Raw genomic sequence first — 15669 nt, 5'->3', positions numbered from 1 at the left:
ATCCTTCACACCACGCCTTGTTCGCGCAGGGAATCGAGGTCGCTCGTGGACAGACCGAGCAGACCACCGAGCACCTCGTCGGTATGCGCGCCCAGCGTGGTGCCGGCCCAGCGCACGGTTCCCGGCGTGGCACTCAACCGCGGCAGCGGAGCGACCATCGGGACCTCGCCGAACTCCGCGTCGGGAACGGTGACGATCGAACCGCGGTCCTTGCAGTGCGGGTCGTTCACCAGGTCCGCGACACTCATGATCGGCGAGGCCGGGATGTCGGCGTCGCTCAGCAGTTTGACGACCTCGTCGGCGGTCAGCCGGCCGACCCACGAACCGATGATCGGGTACAGCTCGTCCTGGTGCCGGATCCGCGCGGCCCGGTCCGCGAAACGGGAATCCGCGGCCAGTTCCGGCTGGTTCATCACGGCGGCCAGGCGCCGGAACAGCGAATCGGTGCCGGCGTGCAAGGAAACCCGCCTGCCGTCGACGGTCACGAAATCCGACGCGGGCACGATGGCCGGGTTCTTGTTGCCCAGCCGCTCCCGGACCTGCCCGTCGAGACCGAACGCGGTGACCGAGTCCTCACTGGACCGCAACGCGGCTTCGTACAGGGCCAGATCGATGACCTGCCCCGAGCCCGACCGGAGATCGCGGTGGCGCAGTGCGGCCACCACCGAGAAGGCCGCCAGGTACGCGCTCATGTAGTCGATGACCGAGTACCCGCTGCGCACGGGCGGCCGTTCCGGCTCGCCCGTGACATAGGTCAGGCCGCTGTACGCGCTGGCGATCCGGTCGAACGCGCCCCGGTCACGATAGGGCCCGGTCAAGCCGAATCCGGTCAGATAGAGCAGCACCGCCCTCGGGTTGAGCGGCTGCAGGTGCTCGGGCAGCATCCGGTAGCGCTCGAGGGTCGGCGGTCGGAAGTTCGTGACGACCACGTCGAAATGCGGCACCAACCGGTGCAGCAGGGCCTGGCCCTCCGGCGTCCGCAGGTCCAGGGCGACAGACTTCTTGTTGCGCCCCTCCTGCAACCAGGCGGCTGATCGGCCGCCGCTGCGGGTGAAGTCGCCCACCTTCGGGTCCTCGATCTTGACGACGTCGGCACCGAAGTCACCGAGGATCGTCGCCGAGACCGGGCCCGCGAGGACGGTCGCGGCGTCGAGCACCCTGATACCGGCCAGCGCGTCGCTCATCGTGTGGTGGTCCTCCTTGGTCGCGTCGGGTTCGCCTGGGCCGGCTGTCATTTTCCTTGTGCCGCATCGATGACGAGTGACAGGTCGATCAGTTCGCCGGGCTTGACCGGGCTACCGACCTGCAGGGTCCCCGGCACCGACTGGTACATCTGCTGCAGGCTGTCCACGGACTGTGCGGGGACGTTGAAGTCGAACGGAACCGACGCCGCCACCCGGAGCTTGTCGACGCTCGTGCCCAATTGCTGTGCCATCTTGGCCATCACGTCGGCGTTCTGGTGGTAGTCGCCGCTGAGGTAGGTGTTCACAGTGCGTTGCAGCGCCCGGAAGAACGCGACGCCCGCGTCCCGGTGCGCGCCCAGCAGTTGCGTGGTCGCGAAGTAACCGGCGATCTGGATGCTCGTCGGGTAACCGGCTTCGGCTTGGAACGCCACGCCCGGTTTGAGGCTGGCGGTGAACGGTGCGCCGAGGGTGGCGCCGTCGAGCGATCCGTTGTTGAGGGCCTGCGTCATCGCGGAGATGTCGTTGAACGGGGTCATCCGCACGTCGCTCGGATTCAGCCCGCCCTTCGTGATCAGCTCGTAGAGCCCGTACTCCGAAGGAGCCGCCAGGCCGCCGGGGTTGACCCCGATGTTCTTGCCCTTCAACACCGCCGGGTTGAAGTCGGCCGCCGACGTGCCGTACTTCGTGCTCATGTAGATGCCACTGTCCGGAGAGGACGATGCGACGCCGGAGACCCAGCGGATCGGCACGCCGTGGCGAAGTGCGTTGAACACCAGGGCCTGCGCGCCCGCGTAGACGACGTCGATCTTGTCCTGCCCCAGCAAGGTGAGCAGGTTCGGCACCGTGTCGGTGACGAAGGTGACGTCGAGATTCTCCTTGGCGAACTCGCCGTAGGTCTGCGCCAGAAGCGCGGGCGCCTCGAGCTCCAATTTGGACGGAATACCGACCTTCAGCGACGCGTGCTGGGCAAGCGGTTTGGGCGCCGGCGTGTCCGGCTTGCCGGACAGGGTCACGCCCGCGGGCAGGACGGATACCTGCTTCGCGTCGGTGGCCTGTGTTTGCTGTGCGGACGGGGCGCAAGCGCTCGTGAAGGCCAGCCCGGCCGCCATGACAGCGGCACCTATCGCCCGTGCACGAGATTTTCCGAACATGCTTTCTCCTGACCGTGACAAGAAGATTCAGGACCGGCGCAGCCGCGGTCGCTGCTGGGGGATCGCGAACTTCATCGCGAAGCTGACGAGGCCGGTGAAGGCCACGCCGATCAGGCCGGCGATGATCACGCCGGCATACATCGTGCCGGGGTCGAACACCTGGGATCGCTGGAAGATCAGGTAACCGAGCCCGCTGTCACCGGACACCATCTCGATGCCGACGATCACGAGGATCGCGATGCCCGCGGTCAACCGGATCGCGGTCGCGATGGCGGGCAGGGCGGCCGGAATGATGACATGCCGCAGCAGCTGCGTGCGTTTCGCGCCGAGCACGGCCGCCGCGTCGCGGTAACCCTGCTCGACCGAGATGACCGCGGTCGTCGAGGCCAGCACGACGATGAAGAACACCGAAACCGCGACGAGCACGATCTGCGGCATCGAACCGAGCCCGAAGATGAGCAGGAACACCGGGAAGAGCGCGAGCTTGGGCAGCGTGTACAGCGCGACCAGGGTGTGTTCGAGGGCCGCCCTGGCGATCCACGACAGACCGAGCAGGACACCCAGGGCCACCCCGGCGACCGCGCCGATCCCGTAGCCGATCAGCAGCTTGCGAACCGTGTCGACGACCGCGCCGGTCATCGCACCGTCCTGAATGGACTGCACACCCGCCTGCCAGATGACGCTCGGCGCGGGGAAGAACCGGGTGTCGAGCGTGCCGAACCGCGCGGCCAGCTCCCACACCACGATCAGCAGCACCGGTGTCGCCCAGGCGAGGGTGACGGTCACGGCACGGCGGCGGCGGGCGTAGCGCTGCGGCGCCCGCTCGGCGGGACCGGGGACCCGCCGCACGAGGTCGCGGCGGTCCAGCTGGTCATGCGACGTCATGAGCGTGCTCACGTTCTTCCACCTCACCCTTCAGGAGCCGCCAGATGTGGTCTTCGAGCGCGCCGAACTCGGCCGCCGAGCGCGCGGACCGCGTCCGCGGCCGGGCGAACGGAACCGTGATGTCGTCGAGGATGCGGCCCGGCCGGGAGGACATCACGACGACGCGGTCGGCGAGCAGTAACGCTTCGTCGATGGAATGGGTGACGAACAGGACCGTGCGGCGATGCGCTTCCCACACCCGCAGCAACTCCTGTTGCAGGACAAGGCGCAGCTGGGCGTCCAGCGCCGCGAACGGCTCGTCCATCAGGAGGACCTCGGGGTTGGCGACGAACGCCCGCGCCAGTGCCACCCGCTGCCGCATACCGCCGGAAAGCGTTGCCGGGTAAGCGGATTCGAAGCCGGCGACGCCTGCCCGGTCGATCCAGTCACGCGCGACCTCGTTCGCCCGGCCACGGGAGACACCGGCGATGTCCAGCGGCAGCCGGACGTTCGCGAGCACGGTCTTCCAGGGAAAGATCCCGTAGTCCTGGAACACCATCGAACACAGTGGAGCCTGCGGATCGGCCCGGTCGATGACGAGCTCGCCCGCCGTGGGTGCGGCCAGGCCCGCGACGATGCGCAGCAGGGTCGACTTGCCACACCCGGACGGGCCGACGATGGCGACGAACTCGCCCCGTTCGACGGCCAGGTCGACCGGGCCGAGCGCGTGCACCGTGTGGCCCCGGGCGACGAACGTCCGCTCGACGCCGGTCCCCTTGATCATGATGTCGGACATGCGGCCTCCTGGTGGGCGTGGTCGAGGATCGTCGGGAAAGGACCGCTCGCCAGCCACTCCCCCGCCGCCCGGTCGCCGAGCGCGTGGTGGGCGAACGCGGTGGTCACGGCCGCGATCGCGGCGCGCACTGGGGCATCGGCCTGGTTTTCGTTGTCAGGCCGGGGAATTCCGCCGAGCTGGTGGTCGCCGCCGCGGACGACCGCGAGATGTTTGAGGCGTGCCGGCGCCCGGTCGAACACCTCTCGCCGCCACTCCAGACCCTCACCCCGGGCGCCGATGTCGTGCGTGGCCGTGACGGTCAGCACGGGTGCGGTGACGTCGTCCCAGGACCGAGCGGTGAGTCCACGGTCCCCACTTCCCTGCGGTGACAACAGGATTCCACCCGCGACGGCCGGATGCGCGAAGCGCTCGTGGTCCAGTCCGACGTCGAACAGTCGCGTGCCGAGCAGGAGTTGGGCCGTGTAGGCGCCGAACGAATGTCCGGCGACGAGCACCCCGTCGGCCCGGAGCCGGGCAGGCACGCGTTTCTGCCCGGCCAGTGAGTCGAGGACCGCGTGCACTCGGGCCACGCGGGACAGCCAGTGCTTCGGGTCGAACAGCATCGCGTGCATCCGCTCACGCGCGGATGCGTTGTGGGGCCAGGCTTGCTCGTCCATGACGGGCAGGCCGAGGCGGGGACCGGCGATGGCGAGGGAATCGAGGAACTGCGGATGCAGCACCGCATAGCCGTGCGACGCCCAGTAGGCGCCGAGACCGCCGTAGCCGCGGTGGTCGCCGCCGAGCCCATGGCACAGCACGATCACCGGCAGCGGGGTGTCCCCCTGTGAATGCGGGTATCGCACGACGGCAGCCACCTGCTGCCCGTCGGCGACGGTCCAATCGTCGAACTCGGCCGTGCCCACCTCATGTGGTCCCGGCCGGCTCCACCGTGGTCCCGCGTCGTTGCAACCAACCACGTCCGCTCCTTATTAGCGTTTCATTAGTAACGTAACGCTAATAAGGTCGGCGGGCAAGGGTGCGATGCACCCCTCCTCGCCGTTGCCCACCTGGTTAGCGTGGTAACCGTGGAGAGTGGTAACGAGTTCGGCGACTACCTCAGGGCACGTCGTGACGCGGTGACGCCGGCTGTGGCGGGGCTACCCGACGACGGCGCGCGGCGGGTGCCGGGACTCCGCCGTGACGAGGTGGCGCTGCTGGCCGGTGTCAGCACCGACTACTACGTCCGCCTGGAACAGGGCCGGGAACGGCATCCGTCCGAGCAGGTGCTGTCGGCGATCGCGCGGGCGCTGCGCCTGGACGAAGCGGCGGCCGCCCACCTGTTCCGGTTGGGCATGCCCGTGCCCGGTGCGACGGCGGCGCCGGTCACCGAGGTGAGCCGCGACCTTGTCACGCTGATGAACGGGATGCGCGACGTGCCGGCGTTCGTGGTCGGGTCCGCGCAGGACGTGCTGGCGGCCAACGCCATGGCCGAAGCGCTGTACTCCGGTTTCGCCCGGTTCGACAACCTGCTGCGGATGATCTTCCTGGATCCGTTCGCACGGCGGTTCTACGCCGACTGGGACAAAGCGGCCGAGATCGCGGTGAACAACCTGCGCGCGTCAGCCGCGCGGTTCCCCGGTGACCGGCGGATCGAGGCGGTGCTCGGTGAGATCAGCGCGCACAGCCCGGTGTTCGCGACCCTGTGGGCGCGGTACGAAGTGCGTCCCCGCACCCACGAGGACAAGCGGTTCCGCCATCCGCGGGTCGGCGAGCTGTCCGTGCACTTCGAAGCGCTGGCCGTGACCAGCGCGCCCGGCCAGCACCTCTCCGTGTACACCGCCGAGCCCGGCAGTGCGGCCGAGGACGCGTTCGTTCTCCTGCGCCGCCTCGCCGCCGAGGCGGCGCAGGAAGAATCCACAGTGGACGATCGCCGGTCCTGACCGTCAGGCGGCGGCCGTCAGCCGAGCGAGATCGTCATCCGACAACCGGATGTCCGCAGCGGCGAGGTTTTCGTCCAGGTGCGTGCGCCGCGAGGTGCCCGGGATCGGCATCATCACGGGCGAACTCGCCAGCAGCCACGCGATGGCTACCTGCGCCACCGTGGCTTCGTGTTCCCGCGCGACGTCCGCCAGCACGCCCGCCGCCCCGTCCAGGCCGCCCTGCGCCACCGGTGCCCACGGGATGAACCCGATGCCGTCGCGCTCGCACACGTCCAACAGGTCCCGGGACTTGCGTTCCACCACGTTGTACCGATTCTGAACCGTCGCGATGTCGGTGATGGCGCGCGCTTCGGCGAGCTGCGCGACGCTGACCTCCGAGAGCCCGATGGCCGCGATTTTGCCTTCCTCCCGCAGTTTCGCCAGCTCACCGACCTGGTCGGCCAGTGGCACCTGGGGATCGACGCGGTGCAACTGGAAGAGATCGATCTGTTCCAGTCCGAGCCGGCGCAGGCTCATCAGTGCTTGCTGGCGCAGGTACTCCGGCCGGCCCACGGGCGGCCACGCCGCCGGCCCGAGCCGCTTCGGTCCGTCCGGCGTATCGATCACATCCGGCCCGTTGCGGGTCAGACCGGCTTTCGTCGCGATCACGACCTCGTCCGGGTACGGATGAATCGCTTCGCGAATGATTTCCTCGGCCACGTACGGTCCGTAGGAGTCGGCAGTGTCGATGAACCGGACACCGCGTTCGACGGCCCGGCGCACGACCGCGACACACTCCGCGCGGTCGGCGGGCTCACCCCAGATCCCGCGACCGGTCAAGCGCATGGCCCCGAATCCCAGCCTCGGCACCTTCTTGCCCGCAATCTCGAAAACCCCGGTGCGGTTCGCCAGTTCGTCCACAATGGTCACCCCTTCCGCGTGCTGTCAACACGTTCCTATCACGATGATTCCGCCTTTTCCGCGCGCGAAAGTGGGTGCGACACACCCATGCTCGTCCGTCCGCATCGACCTAATGTCGCTGACGACGGCTACCCACACGCAAAGGAACGAAGACTCTGTCATGAAAGCAGTTCGCATCCACCAGCACGGTGACGGCTCGGTGCTCAAGGTGGAGTCCACTCCCCTGCCCTCGCTCGGCGCCAACGACGTACTCATCCGCGTGCACACCGCAGCCGTCAACCCCGTCGATTCCCTTGTGCGCGAAGGAATTTTCAAGTTCTCCGAGCGGCCGTTCCCGTGGATTCTCGGCTGGGACTTCGCGGGCACCGTCGTCGACCTCGGCACGTCTGACACCTCGCTCTCCCTCGGCGACGTGGTGTACGGCCGCCCGGCACTCGACCGGGACGGCACGTACTCCGAGTACGTCGCCGTCGACCCCGGCGAGATCGCCAAGGCACCGCGCAGCATCACGCTCGAGCAAGCCGCCAGCCTCCCCCTGGTCACACTGACCGCGTGGAAGGCACTCTTCGAGATCGGCGAGCTGAAGCCGGGCGGAACCGCCCTGATCCACGCCGCCGCGGGCGGGGTCGGCTCGGCGGCCGTCCAGCTCGCGAAGCACCGCGGGGCCCATGTGGTCGCGACCGCCTCGGGCGACGGGATCGACCTGGCCAAGTCGCTCGGAGCCGACGAAGTCATCGACTACCGGAACGAGGACTTCACCGCCCGCGGCCGCTTCGCCGACGTCGTGCTGGACACTGTGGGCGGCGACACGCTCGAACGGTCCTACGACGTCGTCGTCCCGAGCGGGACCCTCGTCACGGTCGCGGGCGCACCGGACGCGGACAAGGCGCGCCAGCTCGGAATCACGGCGGAGACCTTCATCCTGGACTCCAACGGACCGCGCCTCGCCGAGATCGCCGAACTGGTCGACAGCGGAGCGATCCGGCCCGTCGTCACGAAGGCCTTCGACCTCGACGACGTTCAGGAAGCGCACAGCCTCATCGACTCCGGCCGCACCAGGGGCAAGATCGTACTCCGCGTCGCCTGAGCGCGGTCGCACGGCGAAGTGCGACAGTAGGACCGGCGGGTTCGACAGCGGAGGGAAAACGGCATGGGACAGCGGCGTCCGACGCTACGTGACGTGGCAGACGCGGCGGGTGTGCACTTCAGCCTCGTCTCGCGGGTGCTGCGGGACGATCCACGCGGCTTCGCCTCGAAGGACACGCGGGCGCGGATCCTCCGCGCCGCCGACGAAGTGGGGTATCGCGCCGACGCGTCGGCGCGCGGACTGCGCAGTTCCCGCACGATGACGCTCGGCCTGCTGTTGCCCGGATTCTCCAGCCCGGTGTACTCCTCGATCGCGCAGGGCGTCGAGGAGCAGGCGAAACAACACGGCTACGGACTCGTGCTCGGCACCCATGCTGCCGGCGACCCGCACGAGACCATCACGGACATGGTCATGCACGGCCGGGTCGACGCCATGCTCGTGGCCTCCGGGCAGATCGAGGACGCCGCCCTGCGCCGGCTCGCCGGGCAGCTGCCGCGGTCCGTCGTCCTGGTCAACCGTCAGGTGCGCGGCGTCTCCGCCAGCGTCGTGCTGCGTGACGGCGACGCCACGGCGTGTGCGGTGGAGCACCTGGCCGCGCTCGGTCACCGGTCGATCTGCGGCATCTTCGGTCCCCGCACACTGGACACGATGGTCCGCCGCGAACGCGGGTTCGTGCGCGCCGCGCAGCGGCTCGACGTGCGCGCGACCACCGTGGAAATGCCCGACCGGGACTACGCGGCGGGCTACGAGGGCGCGTTGCGTGTCCTGCGCTCGACGCAGCGCCCCACGGCACTGGTGGCCGGCACCTTCCCGATGGGCGTCGGCGCGCTGGCCGCGGCACGCAGCGAAAACATCGCGGTGCCCGGGGAGATCTCCGTGTTGTCCGTCCACAATGACCAGTTGGCCGACTACCTGACACCACGCCTCACCACGGTGTCCATGCCCACGAAACGCCTCGGCGCGGAAGCGGTCGAACTCGCGCTGGTGCTGACCGCCGGCGGCGCCGCGCGGCGGGTCGTCGTGCCGGACCCGCCCGAGCTGATCGCCCGGGATTCGACCGCAGGACCAGCGCGGATTTGATATCAAACGTTTGACCCGGTATCGCGGAGTGCTTAGCGTCGGAGTTCACCAGCCTGTCGCATGATTGGAATGAACTGCGGCCATGCCACGATTCCTCGATATTTCGATGAACCTGGAGAACGGCGTTCCGGCCGATCCCCCGGGTTACGAGTTCCAGATCGAGTACACCAGCCATCAGGACACGGTCCCGATGCTGCAGCGCCGCTACGAGGGCCTGCGGCCGGAGGAACTGCCCAACAGCGAAGCGTTCGCGCTGGAAACCGTCCATCTGTCCACCCACAACGGGACCCATGTGGACGCTCCCTGGCATTACTCCTCGATGATGGAGGATGGCTCCCGGCCACGCACGATCGACGAGATGCCGCTGAACTGGTTTCTCAACCCGGGCGTGAAGCTGGACTTCCGCCATTTCGACGACGGCTACATCGTCACCGCGAGCGATATCGAGCAGGAACTCAAGCGCATCGAGTACACGTTGCGGCCGCTGGACATCGTGGTCGTCAACACCTCGGCAGGCGCCCGGTTCGGTACCCAGGAGTACGCGCAGAGCGGCTGCGGTATGGGCCGGGAAGCGACGCTGTACCTGTGCGACCAGGGCGTTCGGGTGGTGGGCACCGACGCGTGGAGCTGGGACGCGCCGTTCAGCTACGTGGCCGAGCGCTACGCGCGGGATCGCGACGCCTCGATCATCTGGGAAGGCCACAAGGCGGGCCGCAAGACCGAGTACTGCCAGATCGAGAAGCTGCGTTACCTCGACCAGCTGCCCGCGCACGGCTTCACCGTCGCCTGTTTCCCGGTCAAGATCCACGCCGCGTCCGCGGGCTGGACCCGTGCGGTGGCCATTTTCGACGACAACGAAACGGAGCACGACCAGTGACCAGCGGAACCGAAGCCCGCAGCATGACCGACCTCGTCCGCGCGCCGTCGGCGTTCGACCAGTACCGCGACCGGTACGAGACGATCGAGATGACGCGCGAGGACGGCATCCTGGAGATGCGGTTCCACACCGAGAACGGCCCGCTGCACTGGAGCCTGCTGGCGCACAACGAACTCGAGGACGCCTTCCTGCAGGTCGGCCGCGACCGCGAGAACGACGTGATCATCCTGACCGGCACGGGCGACCAGTTCAGCGGACCCGCGATCGAGCCGGGCCGGCACCCGAACCGCAACACGATGACGCCGGAGCACTACGACCCGATCCAGTGGGAAGGCAAGCACCTGCTGCCCAACCTGCTGTCGATCGAAGCCCCGGTCATCGCCGCCATCAACGGCCCCGCGGTGCGGCACGCGGAAATCCCGCTCGTGTCCGACATCGTGCTGGCCTCCGAGGACACCTACTTCCAGGACACGGCCCATTTTCCCGGCGGGATGGTGCCCGGCGACGGCATGCACATCGTGATGCCGCTGCTGATGGGCGCGAACCGCGGCCGCTACTTCCTGTTGACCGGGCAAAAGCTCACCGCGGCGGAAGCGCAGACGATCGGGCTGGTGAACGAGGTCCTGCCCGCCGGTGACGTGCTGGAACGGGCCCGGGAACTCGCCCGCGTGCTCATCCTCCAGCCACGCCTCGTCCGCCGGTACACGCGCACCGTGCTCACCGAGGACCTCCGCCAGCGCCTCCACGGCCTGCTCGGCTACGGCCTGGCGCTGGAAGGGATGGCGCGGATGAAGACGAGCTGACCTTCCCGCGTTTTCCTGGCTCGACGAGGAGTACAGATGTCCGGCACCACCCAGCCCTGGCCCAAGACCGACGGGTTCGCCTACGCGGGCGGCACGGCGTCCTTTGTGGACGATCTGCGCCCGGACGGTCTGCTGCACATGGCTGTTGCCCGCAGCACCCGCGCTCATGCCCGGCTCGCCAAGGTGAACACGGCGGAGGCGGAGCGCGTGGCGGGTGTGGTGCGCGTGCTGGACGGCCGGGAAGCTTCGACGCATCTGAAGCCGATCCCGTACGCGATGGGCGATCCGGAACTCATCGGCGCCCGGCGCGGACATCCGTTTGCCGTGGCCGTCGACCAAGTGCACTACCCGGGGGAACCCATCGCGGTCGTGGTGGCGGAGAGTCCACGGGCGGCTCGTGCCGGCGCGGCGGCGGTGTCGGGCGACTACCGGGATCTGCCCGACGACGAGCCGGAAGTCCTTGCCGAGAACCATTTCCGGGCCGGCGATCCGGAAGCCGCGTTCGCCTCGGCACCGCACGAGCTCGAAGTCACGTTCCCGATCGCGCGCAGCACCGGTGCGCCGCTGGAACCCCGTGGCTACCTCGCGTCGTGGGACGAGGACACGCACAAGCTGACGGTGCACGCGTCGCACCAACAGCCGTTCGCGCTGCGCGCCACACTGGCCGAGGTGCTCGGCATGCCGGAGACCGCGATCCGCGTCGTCGTCCCGCCGGTCGGCGGCGCCTTCGGGATCAAGATGGCCGGGCAGCCCGAGGAACCGCTGGTGTGCCTGATGAGCCTGCTGTGCCGACGTCCGGTCAAGTGGATCGAAACCCGCGCGGAAACCATGCTGGGCGGCGCGCGTGAGCAGGTCCACCACGTGCGGGCCGGATTCGACGCGGACGGACAGGTCGTGGTGTTCCGCGACGACATCACGATCCCGGTCGGCGCCGAGGGCGCCACCCCGGGCTGGCGGCAGGCCTACGTCACGGCGGCCACGCTGCCGACCGCCTACGCCGTGCCCAACGTCGAAATCCGCTCCCGGGTGCTCGCCACCCACCAGCCGCCCTGGCAGTCCTGCCGCGGCTACGGCAAAGAAACCGCCGTGCTGGTCATGGAGCGCACGATGGACCTGGTGGCACGCCACGTCGGCCTCGATCCCGCCGAGGTACGGCGCCGCAACCTGCTGACGACCGAGTCCTTACCGCACCGCATGCCGTCCGGGTACCTTGTGGACAGTGGCGATTTTCCAGCCCTGCTAACAAAAGTCCTGCACGCGGCGGACTACGAGCAGCAGCGAGCGAGCATCGTCAGTCCCAGCGAGGACGGCCTGCTGCACGGGCTCGGGATCGCGGTCGAGGTCACCCCTGAAGGCGGCGGCCACGCGTCCGGCCCGTTAAATGGTCGGCAACCGACCGCCGCCGTGCCGGAGGCGGCCACCGTCCGCATCGAGCCCGACGGGCGCGTGGTGGTCCTGAGTAGCGTCACGAATCCGGGCGGTGGCAACGAAACCAGCCTTGCCCGTCTCGCGGCTGCCGAATTGGGTGTCGATCGCGGCCGGGTCACGGTGATCCAGGGCGACACGGACCTCTGCCCGCCAGGCACCGGCAACGCCAGCAGCCGTGGTACCGCGGTGGGCGGCGCGGCCGTTGTCCTCGCGGCCCGGGACCTCGCCCAGAAGCTGCGCGAAACGGAAGGCGCCGAACGGACGGAAGCCCTTTCCTGCACCCGGACCTACCGGCCGGAAACGTTGCGGAGTCCACAAGAGACAGTCGCCTATCGGCACAGCTACCCCTACTTCTCCAGTGGCGCCTATGTCGCCCGGGTCAGCGTGGACCCGGCCACGGGTGTGGTGCGGGTGCTGGGACTCACCGCGGTTCACGACTGCGGCCGCGTCATCGACGAGGTGCTCGTCGAAGGACAGTTGCAGGGCGCGATCGCGATGGGTATCGGACTCGCGGTGTCGGAGTCGAGCCAGTTCGGCGCCGACGGCGCCTTGCGCACCAGCTCGTTCAAGGAGTACCTGATCCCCCGCGCCAACGACCTGCCCTCCTTCACCATCGAACACCATGAGACCCCGGCGCCGGGAACACTCCTGGGCGCGAAGGGCGCCGGTGAGGCCGGTGTCGGCGGTGCGATGGCGGCGGTGGCGAACGCCGTGGACGACGCCCTGGCAGGGCAGGGTGCCGCCGTGACAACGGTCCCGTTGACCCCGCCCACAGTGCTCGACCTCCTCGAAACCCGAGGGAGGCAGCCATGAAACGCTTCCACGTCGCCTACCCCACAACGGCGGACGAAGCCGCCGGTCTCCTCCAGACCGACGCGGTGATCGTCGGCGGCGGCACCCTCACCGTGCCGGCACTCACCCGGGGCGAGCTGAACACCGCGCATGTGGTCGATCTCGGCAGGCTCGGCCTCGACGAGATCGTGCCGGACGGCACGGTGATCCGGCTCGGCGCGATGGTCAGCTACCAGCAGCTCATCACGTCGGCGCTGGTCGCCGAACGGCTGCCGATGCCGCACCGGATGGCATCCGGGATCACCGGCGGCATCCAGATCCGCCACCAGGGCACCGTGGGCGGCTCCGCCTGCGCGGCACGCCCCAACTCCGACGTCCCCGCCGTGCTCGTCGCGATGCGAGCCGAAATGCTGCTCCGGTCGCCCGCCGGGACCAGGCGAGTTCCGGTCGACGAGTTCTTCCTCGGCGCCGAACGTGCCGACCTCCGGCGCGGCGAGTTTCTCACTGAGATCGCCGTGCCCAGTACGCCTCCCGGCTGGACTACGGGGTACTACAAGCTCAAGTTCGCCGAGTCGTCCTGGCCGGTGGTCACGGCGGCGTGTGTGCTCCCACCGGCCGGTTCGGCCGAGGTGACCATCGGCGGAGTGGCGGACGTGCCGCTGCGAATCACGCTCCCCGAGACGAACCGGACCGAGCACACCGTCGCCGAGCGGATTTCCGCAATCCCCACCGAACGGCGATGGTCCGACCTGCGTGCCGACGCCCGTTACCGGGCGCGGGTCGCGGGAGAGATCGCCTGCCGGGCGGTCCGGCAGGCACTGGCAGCGCGAGGAGACCAGCCATGACAGAGCTACCCGAGCTGCCCCTCACGCTTGTGTTGAACGGTAAGGAGGTCAGTGCCACCGTCGACGCCGACGCCACGGTCGTCGACGTACTCCGCGAGGAATTCGGTGTGACCGGCGTGCGAGCCGGGTGCCGCAACGGTGACTGTGGAACCTGCACGGCCCTCGTCGACGGGCGCAGCGTCAAGACCTGTCTGCAGCTTCCCGGCCGGATCCACGGCGCGGATGTCCAGACCTTGGAAAGCATCGGGACACCGGACCACCCACATCCGGTGCAACGAGCGTTTCTCGAGTGCTACTCGTTCCAGTGCGGGTTCTGCCTACCCGGCATGACCTTCGCCGCCATCACGCTCCTCGAACACACCCCCGACCCCACCGACGCGCAGATCCGCGACGCGCTGAGTGGAAACCTGTGCCGCTGCACGGGTTACGAGAACTTCGTGCGTGGCGTCCGCCGCGCGAGCCGGCTGATGCGCGAGACCGCCGGCTGACTCTTCGCCCCTTTCTCAGGCCGCCACGACTTCCGTCGCGGTCGGCAATCCCTACCCCAAGGAGGGCCAATGTCGGCTCCCAGCCAGAATTCAACGTCCGGCACCACCGCCGGAGCGCCTTCGGAGCACCGCTTCCGGACGCTGGCCGGCGCGGGCGTGGGCAACGCACTGGAGTGGTACGACTGGAGTGTCTACGCCCTCTTCGCCCCGTTCTTCGCCGCCAAGTTCTTCGTCGGCGGCAGCGCCACCAGCGCCCTACTGTCCACTTTGGCCGTGTTCGCCGTGGGATTCATCATGCGCCCCATCGGTGGTTTCGTGTTCGGCTGGCTCGCCGACCGCCGCGGGCGCCGCTTCTCCATGACCACGTCGATGCTGCTGATGGCCGCCGGCAGTCTCGTGATCGGCATTTCCCCCACCCACAGCCAGATCGGCTTGGGCGCCACCGTCATCCTCGTGGTCGCCCGGCTCGCCCAGGGATTGGCGCACGGCGGGGAGATCGCCGCCTCCTACACCTATATCGCCGAGATCGCCCCGCGCGCCCGGCGCGGCTTGTGGTCGAGCAGCCTGTACGTCTCGGTGACCGCCGGGATCGTGCTGGCCTCGCTGATCGGCGCGGGGTCGAGCAGCGTGCTCGGCGCCCAGACCGTGAAGGACTGGGCGTGGCGGATCCCGTTCCTCATCGGCGGCCTGCTCGGCCTGATGGGGCTGTACCTGCGGCGCACCCTGCCCGAAACCGACGCCTACAACGAAAACGCGAGCACCCGCCGGTCCACACGCGACCTGTTGCGCGGCCTGGCCGCCAACCGCGCCAGCCTGTTCCGGATCCTCGGTTTCAGCCTCGCGAGCACGGTCGTCTATTACACCTGGGCCATCGGTATCTCCACGTACGCGATAAGCAGCCGCGGAATCCCCGCCTCACACGCGCTGTGGGTCACCGTGTTCGCCAACCTCGTTTTCATGGCCACGCTGCCCATGTGGGGCAAGATCTCCGACAGGTTCGGCCGCAAGCCGGTGTTCCTGACCTACGGTGTGGCCTTCCTGCTGCTGTCGTTCCCGCTGCTGCTGGGCATCACCGGCTCCACGGTGCGGCTCGCGCTGATCATGGTGATCGCGCTGCTGTTCCTGGGTGCGTTCGTCGGGATCATGCCGGCCTACTTCGCCGAGTTGTTCCCGACCGCGGTCCGTGCGTCCGGGATCGGTGTGCCGTACTCGTTCATCGTCGCGATCTTCGGCGGCACCGCGCCGTACCTGCTGACCTACCTGAGCAGCAAGCACCTGCAGTGGGTCTTCGCGCTGTACATGGTCGTCCTCGTCGCCATCGGCGTGGTCACGACCCTGCTCACACCGGAAACAAAGGGCCGCGACCTGACCTGACGACGGACACGTGGTGGGGGCCCCCCCCGCGGGGGCGCCCCACCGGTAAACCCCGCCGGTTTGACCAGTTGGGGAACGCCC

Annotated in this window: 15 protein-coding genes; 9 read left to right on the top strand and 6 right to left on the bottom strand. The window is 68.8% G+C overall.

The window, feature by feature from the left end:
• Nucleotides 1-5: 5 nt before the first annotated feature.
• The 5 genes from LOZ83_RS19340 to LOZ83_RS19320 form a co-directional block, all read right to left on the bottom strand.
• The gene (locus LOZ83_RS19340; protein ID WP_236792248.1) at nt 6-1235 is read right to left on the bottom strand and encodes a CaiB/BaiF CoA-transferase family protein; all 1230 of its coding nucleotides are present in this window, start codon (nt 1233-1235) and stop codon (nt 6-8) included.
• Nucleotides 1232-2293, bottom strand: a complete 1062-nt coding sequence (locus tag LOZ83_RS19335) for an ABC transporter substrate-binding protein (protein WP_236792247.1) — start codon at nt 2291-2293, stop codon at nt 1232-1234. The genes LOZ83_RS19340 and LOZ83_RS19335 overlap by 4 nt, the downstream gene beginning before the upstream one ends.
• A gap of 69 nt (nt 2294-2362) precedes the next feature.
• Complete coding sequence (locus LOZ83_RS19330) at nt 2363-3232, bottom strand: ABC transporter permease (protein ID WP_236792246.1); 870 nt, start codon at nt 3230-3232, stop codon at nt 2363-2365.
• Nucleotides 3207-3995 (bottom strand): ABC transporter ATP-binding protein, encoded by a 789-nt coding sequence (locus tag LOZ83_RS19325; protein ID WP_236792245.1) that lies wholly within the window; start codon nt 3993-3995, stop codon nt 3207-3209. The genes LOZ83_RS19330 and LOZ83_RS19325 overlap by 26 nt, the downstream gene beginning before the upstream one ends.
• Nucleotides 3980-4951 (bottom strand): hypothetical protein, encoded by a 972-nt coding sequence (locus LOZ83_RS19320; RefSeq protein WP_236792244.1) that lies wholly within the window; start codon nt 4949-4951, stop codon nt 3980-3982. Before LOZ83_RS19320 ends, LOZ83_RS19325 begins: the two co-directional genes overlap by 16 nt.
• A 108-nt stretch (nt 4952-5059) precedes the next feature.
• Here LOZ83_RS19320 and LOZ83_RS19315 point away from each other — a divergent pair, with 108 nt between their 5' ends.
• A complete protein-coding gene (locus tag LOZ83_RS19315) occupies nt 5060-5914 on the top strand; it encodes a helix-turn-helix domain-containing protein (protein WP_236792243.1) in 855 nt (284 codons plus the stop codon).
• A gap of 3 nt (nt 5915-5917) precedes the next feature.
• Here the strand turns inward: LOZ83_RS19315 and LOZ83_RS19310 are convergent, their stop codons facing one another.
• A complete protein-coding gene (locus LOZ83_RS19310) occupies nt 5918-6817 on the bottom strand; it encodes an aldo/keto reductase (RefSeq protein ID WP_308190278.1) in 900 nt (299 codons plus the stop codon).
• A gap of 157 nt (nt 6818-6974) precedes the next feature.
• Here LOZ83_RS19310 and LOZ83_RS19305 point away from each other — a divergent pair, with 157 nt between their 5' ends.
• The 8 genes from LOZ83_RS19305 (at nt 6975) to LOZ83_RS19270 (ending at nt 15588) form a co-directional block, all read left to right on the top strand.
• The gene (locus tag LOZ83_RS19305) at nt 6975-7901 is read left to right on the top strand and encodes an NADP-dependent oxidoreductase (RefSeq protein ID WP_236792242.1); all 927 of its coding nucleotides are present in this window, start codon (nt 6975-6977) and stop codon (nt 7899-7901) included.
• Nucleotides 7902-7964: 63 nt separating this feature from the next.
• Entirely contained in the window at nt 7965-8981 is a 1017-nt protein-coding gene (locus LOZ83_RS19300; protein ID WP_236792241.1) for a LacI family DNA-binding transcriptional regulator, read from the top strand.
• A gap of 82 nt (nt 8982-9063) precedes the next feature.
• Nucleotides 9064-9858, top strand: coding sequence for a cyclase family protein (locus tag LOZ83_RS19295; RefSeq protein WP_236792240.1), 795 nt, complete (start codon nt 9064-9066; stop codon nt 9856-9858).
• A complete protein-coding gene (locus tag LOZ83_RS19290; RefSeq protein ID WP_236792239.1) occupies nt 9855-10661 on the top strand; it encodes an enoyl-CoA hydratase/isomerase family protein in 807 nt (268 codons plus the stop codon). Before LOZ83_RS19295 ends, LOZ83_RS19290 begins: the two co-directional genes overlap by 4 nt.
• 36 nt (nt 10662-10697) lie before the next feature.
• Nucleotides 10698-12902, top strand: a complete 2205-nt coding sequence (locus LOZ83_RS19285; RefSeq protein ID WP_236792238.1) for a xanthine dehydrogenase family protein molybdopterin-binding subunit — start codon at nt 10698-10700, stop codon at nt 12900-12902.
• Nucleotides 12899-13726, top strand: coding sequence for a xanthine dehydrogenase family protein subunit M (locus LOZ83_RS19280; protein WP_236792237.1), 828 nt, complete (start codon nt 12899-12901; stop codon nt 13724-13726). Before LOZ83_RS19285 ends, LOZ83_RS19280 begins: the two co-directional genes overlap by 4 nt.
• Nucleotides 13723-14214 carry a (2Fe-2S)-binding protein gene (locus LOZ83_RS19275; RefSeq protein ID WP_236792236.1) on the top strand — a complete coding sequence of 164 codons (492 nt, stop codon included), beginning with the start codon at nt 13723-13725 and terminating at the stop codon, nt 14212-14214. The genes LOZ83_RS19280 and LOZ83_RS19275 overlap by 4 nt, the downstream gene beginning before the upstream one ends.
• A 69-nt stretch (nt 14215-14283) precedes the next feature.
• A complete protein-coding gene (locus LOZ83_RS19270) occupies nt 14284-15588 on the top strand; it encodes an MFS transporter (RefSeq protein WP_236792235.1) in 1305 nt (434 codons plus the stop codon).
• Nucleotides 15589-15669: the final 81 nt, after the last annotated feature.

The sequence above is a fragment of the Amycolatopsis sp. GM8 genome (assembly GCF_021653975.1).
Lineage (GTDB): Bacteria > Actinomycetota > Actinomycetes > Mycobacteriales > Pseudonocardiaceae > Amycolatopsis_E.
Note: the sequence above shows the minus strand (reverse complement) of the source record. Positions and strands in the feature narration are given on the sequence as shown.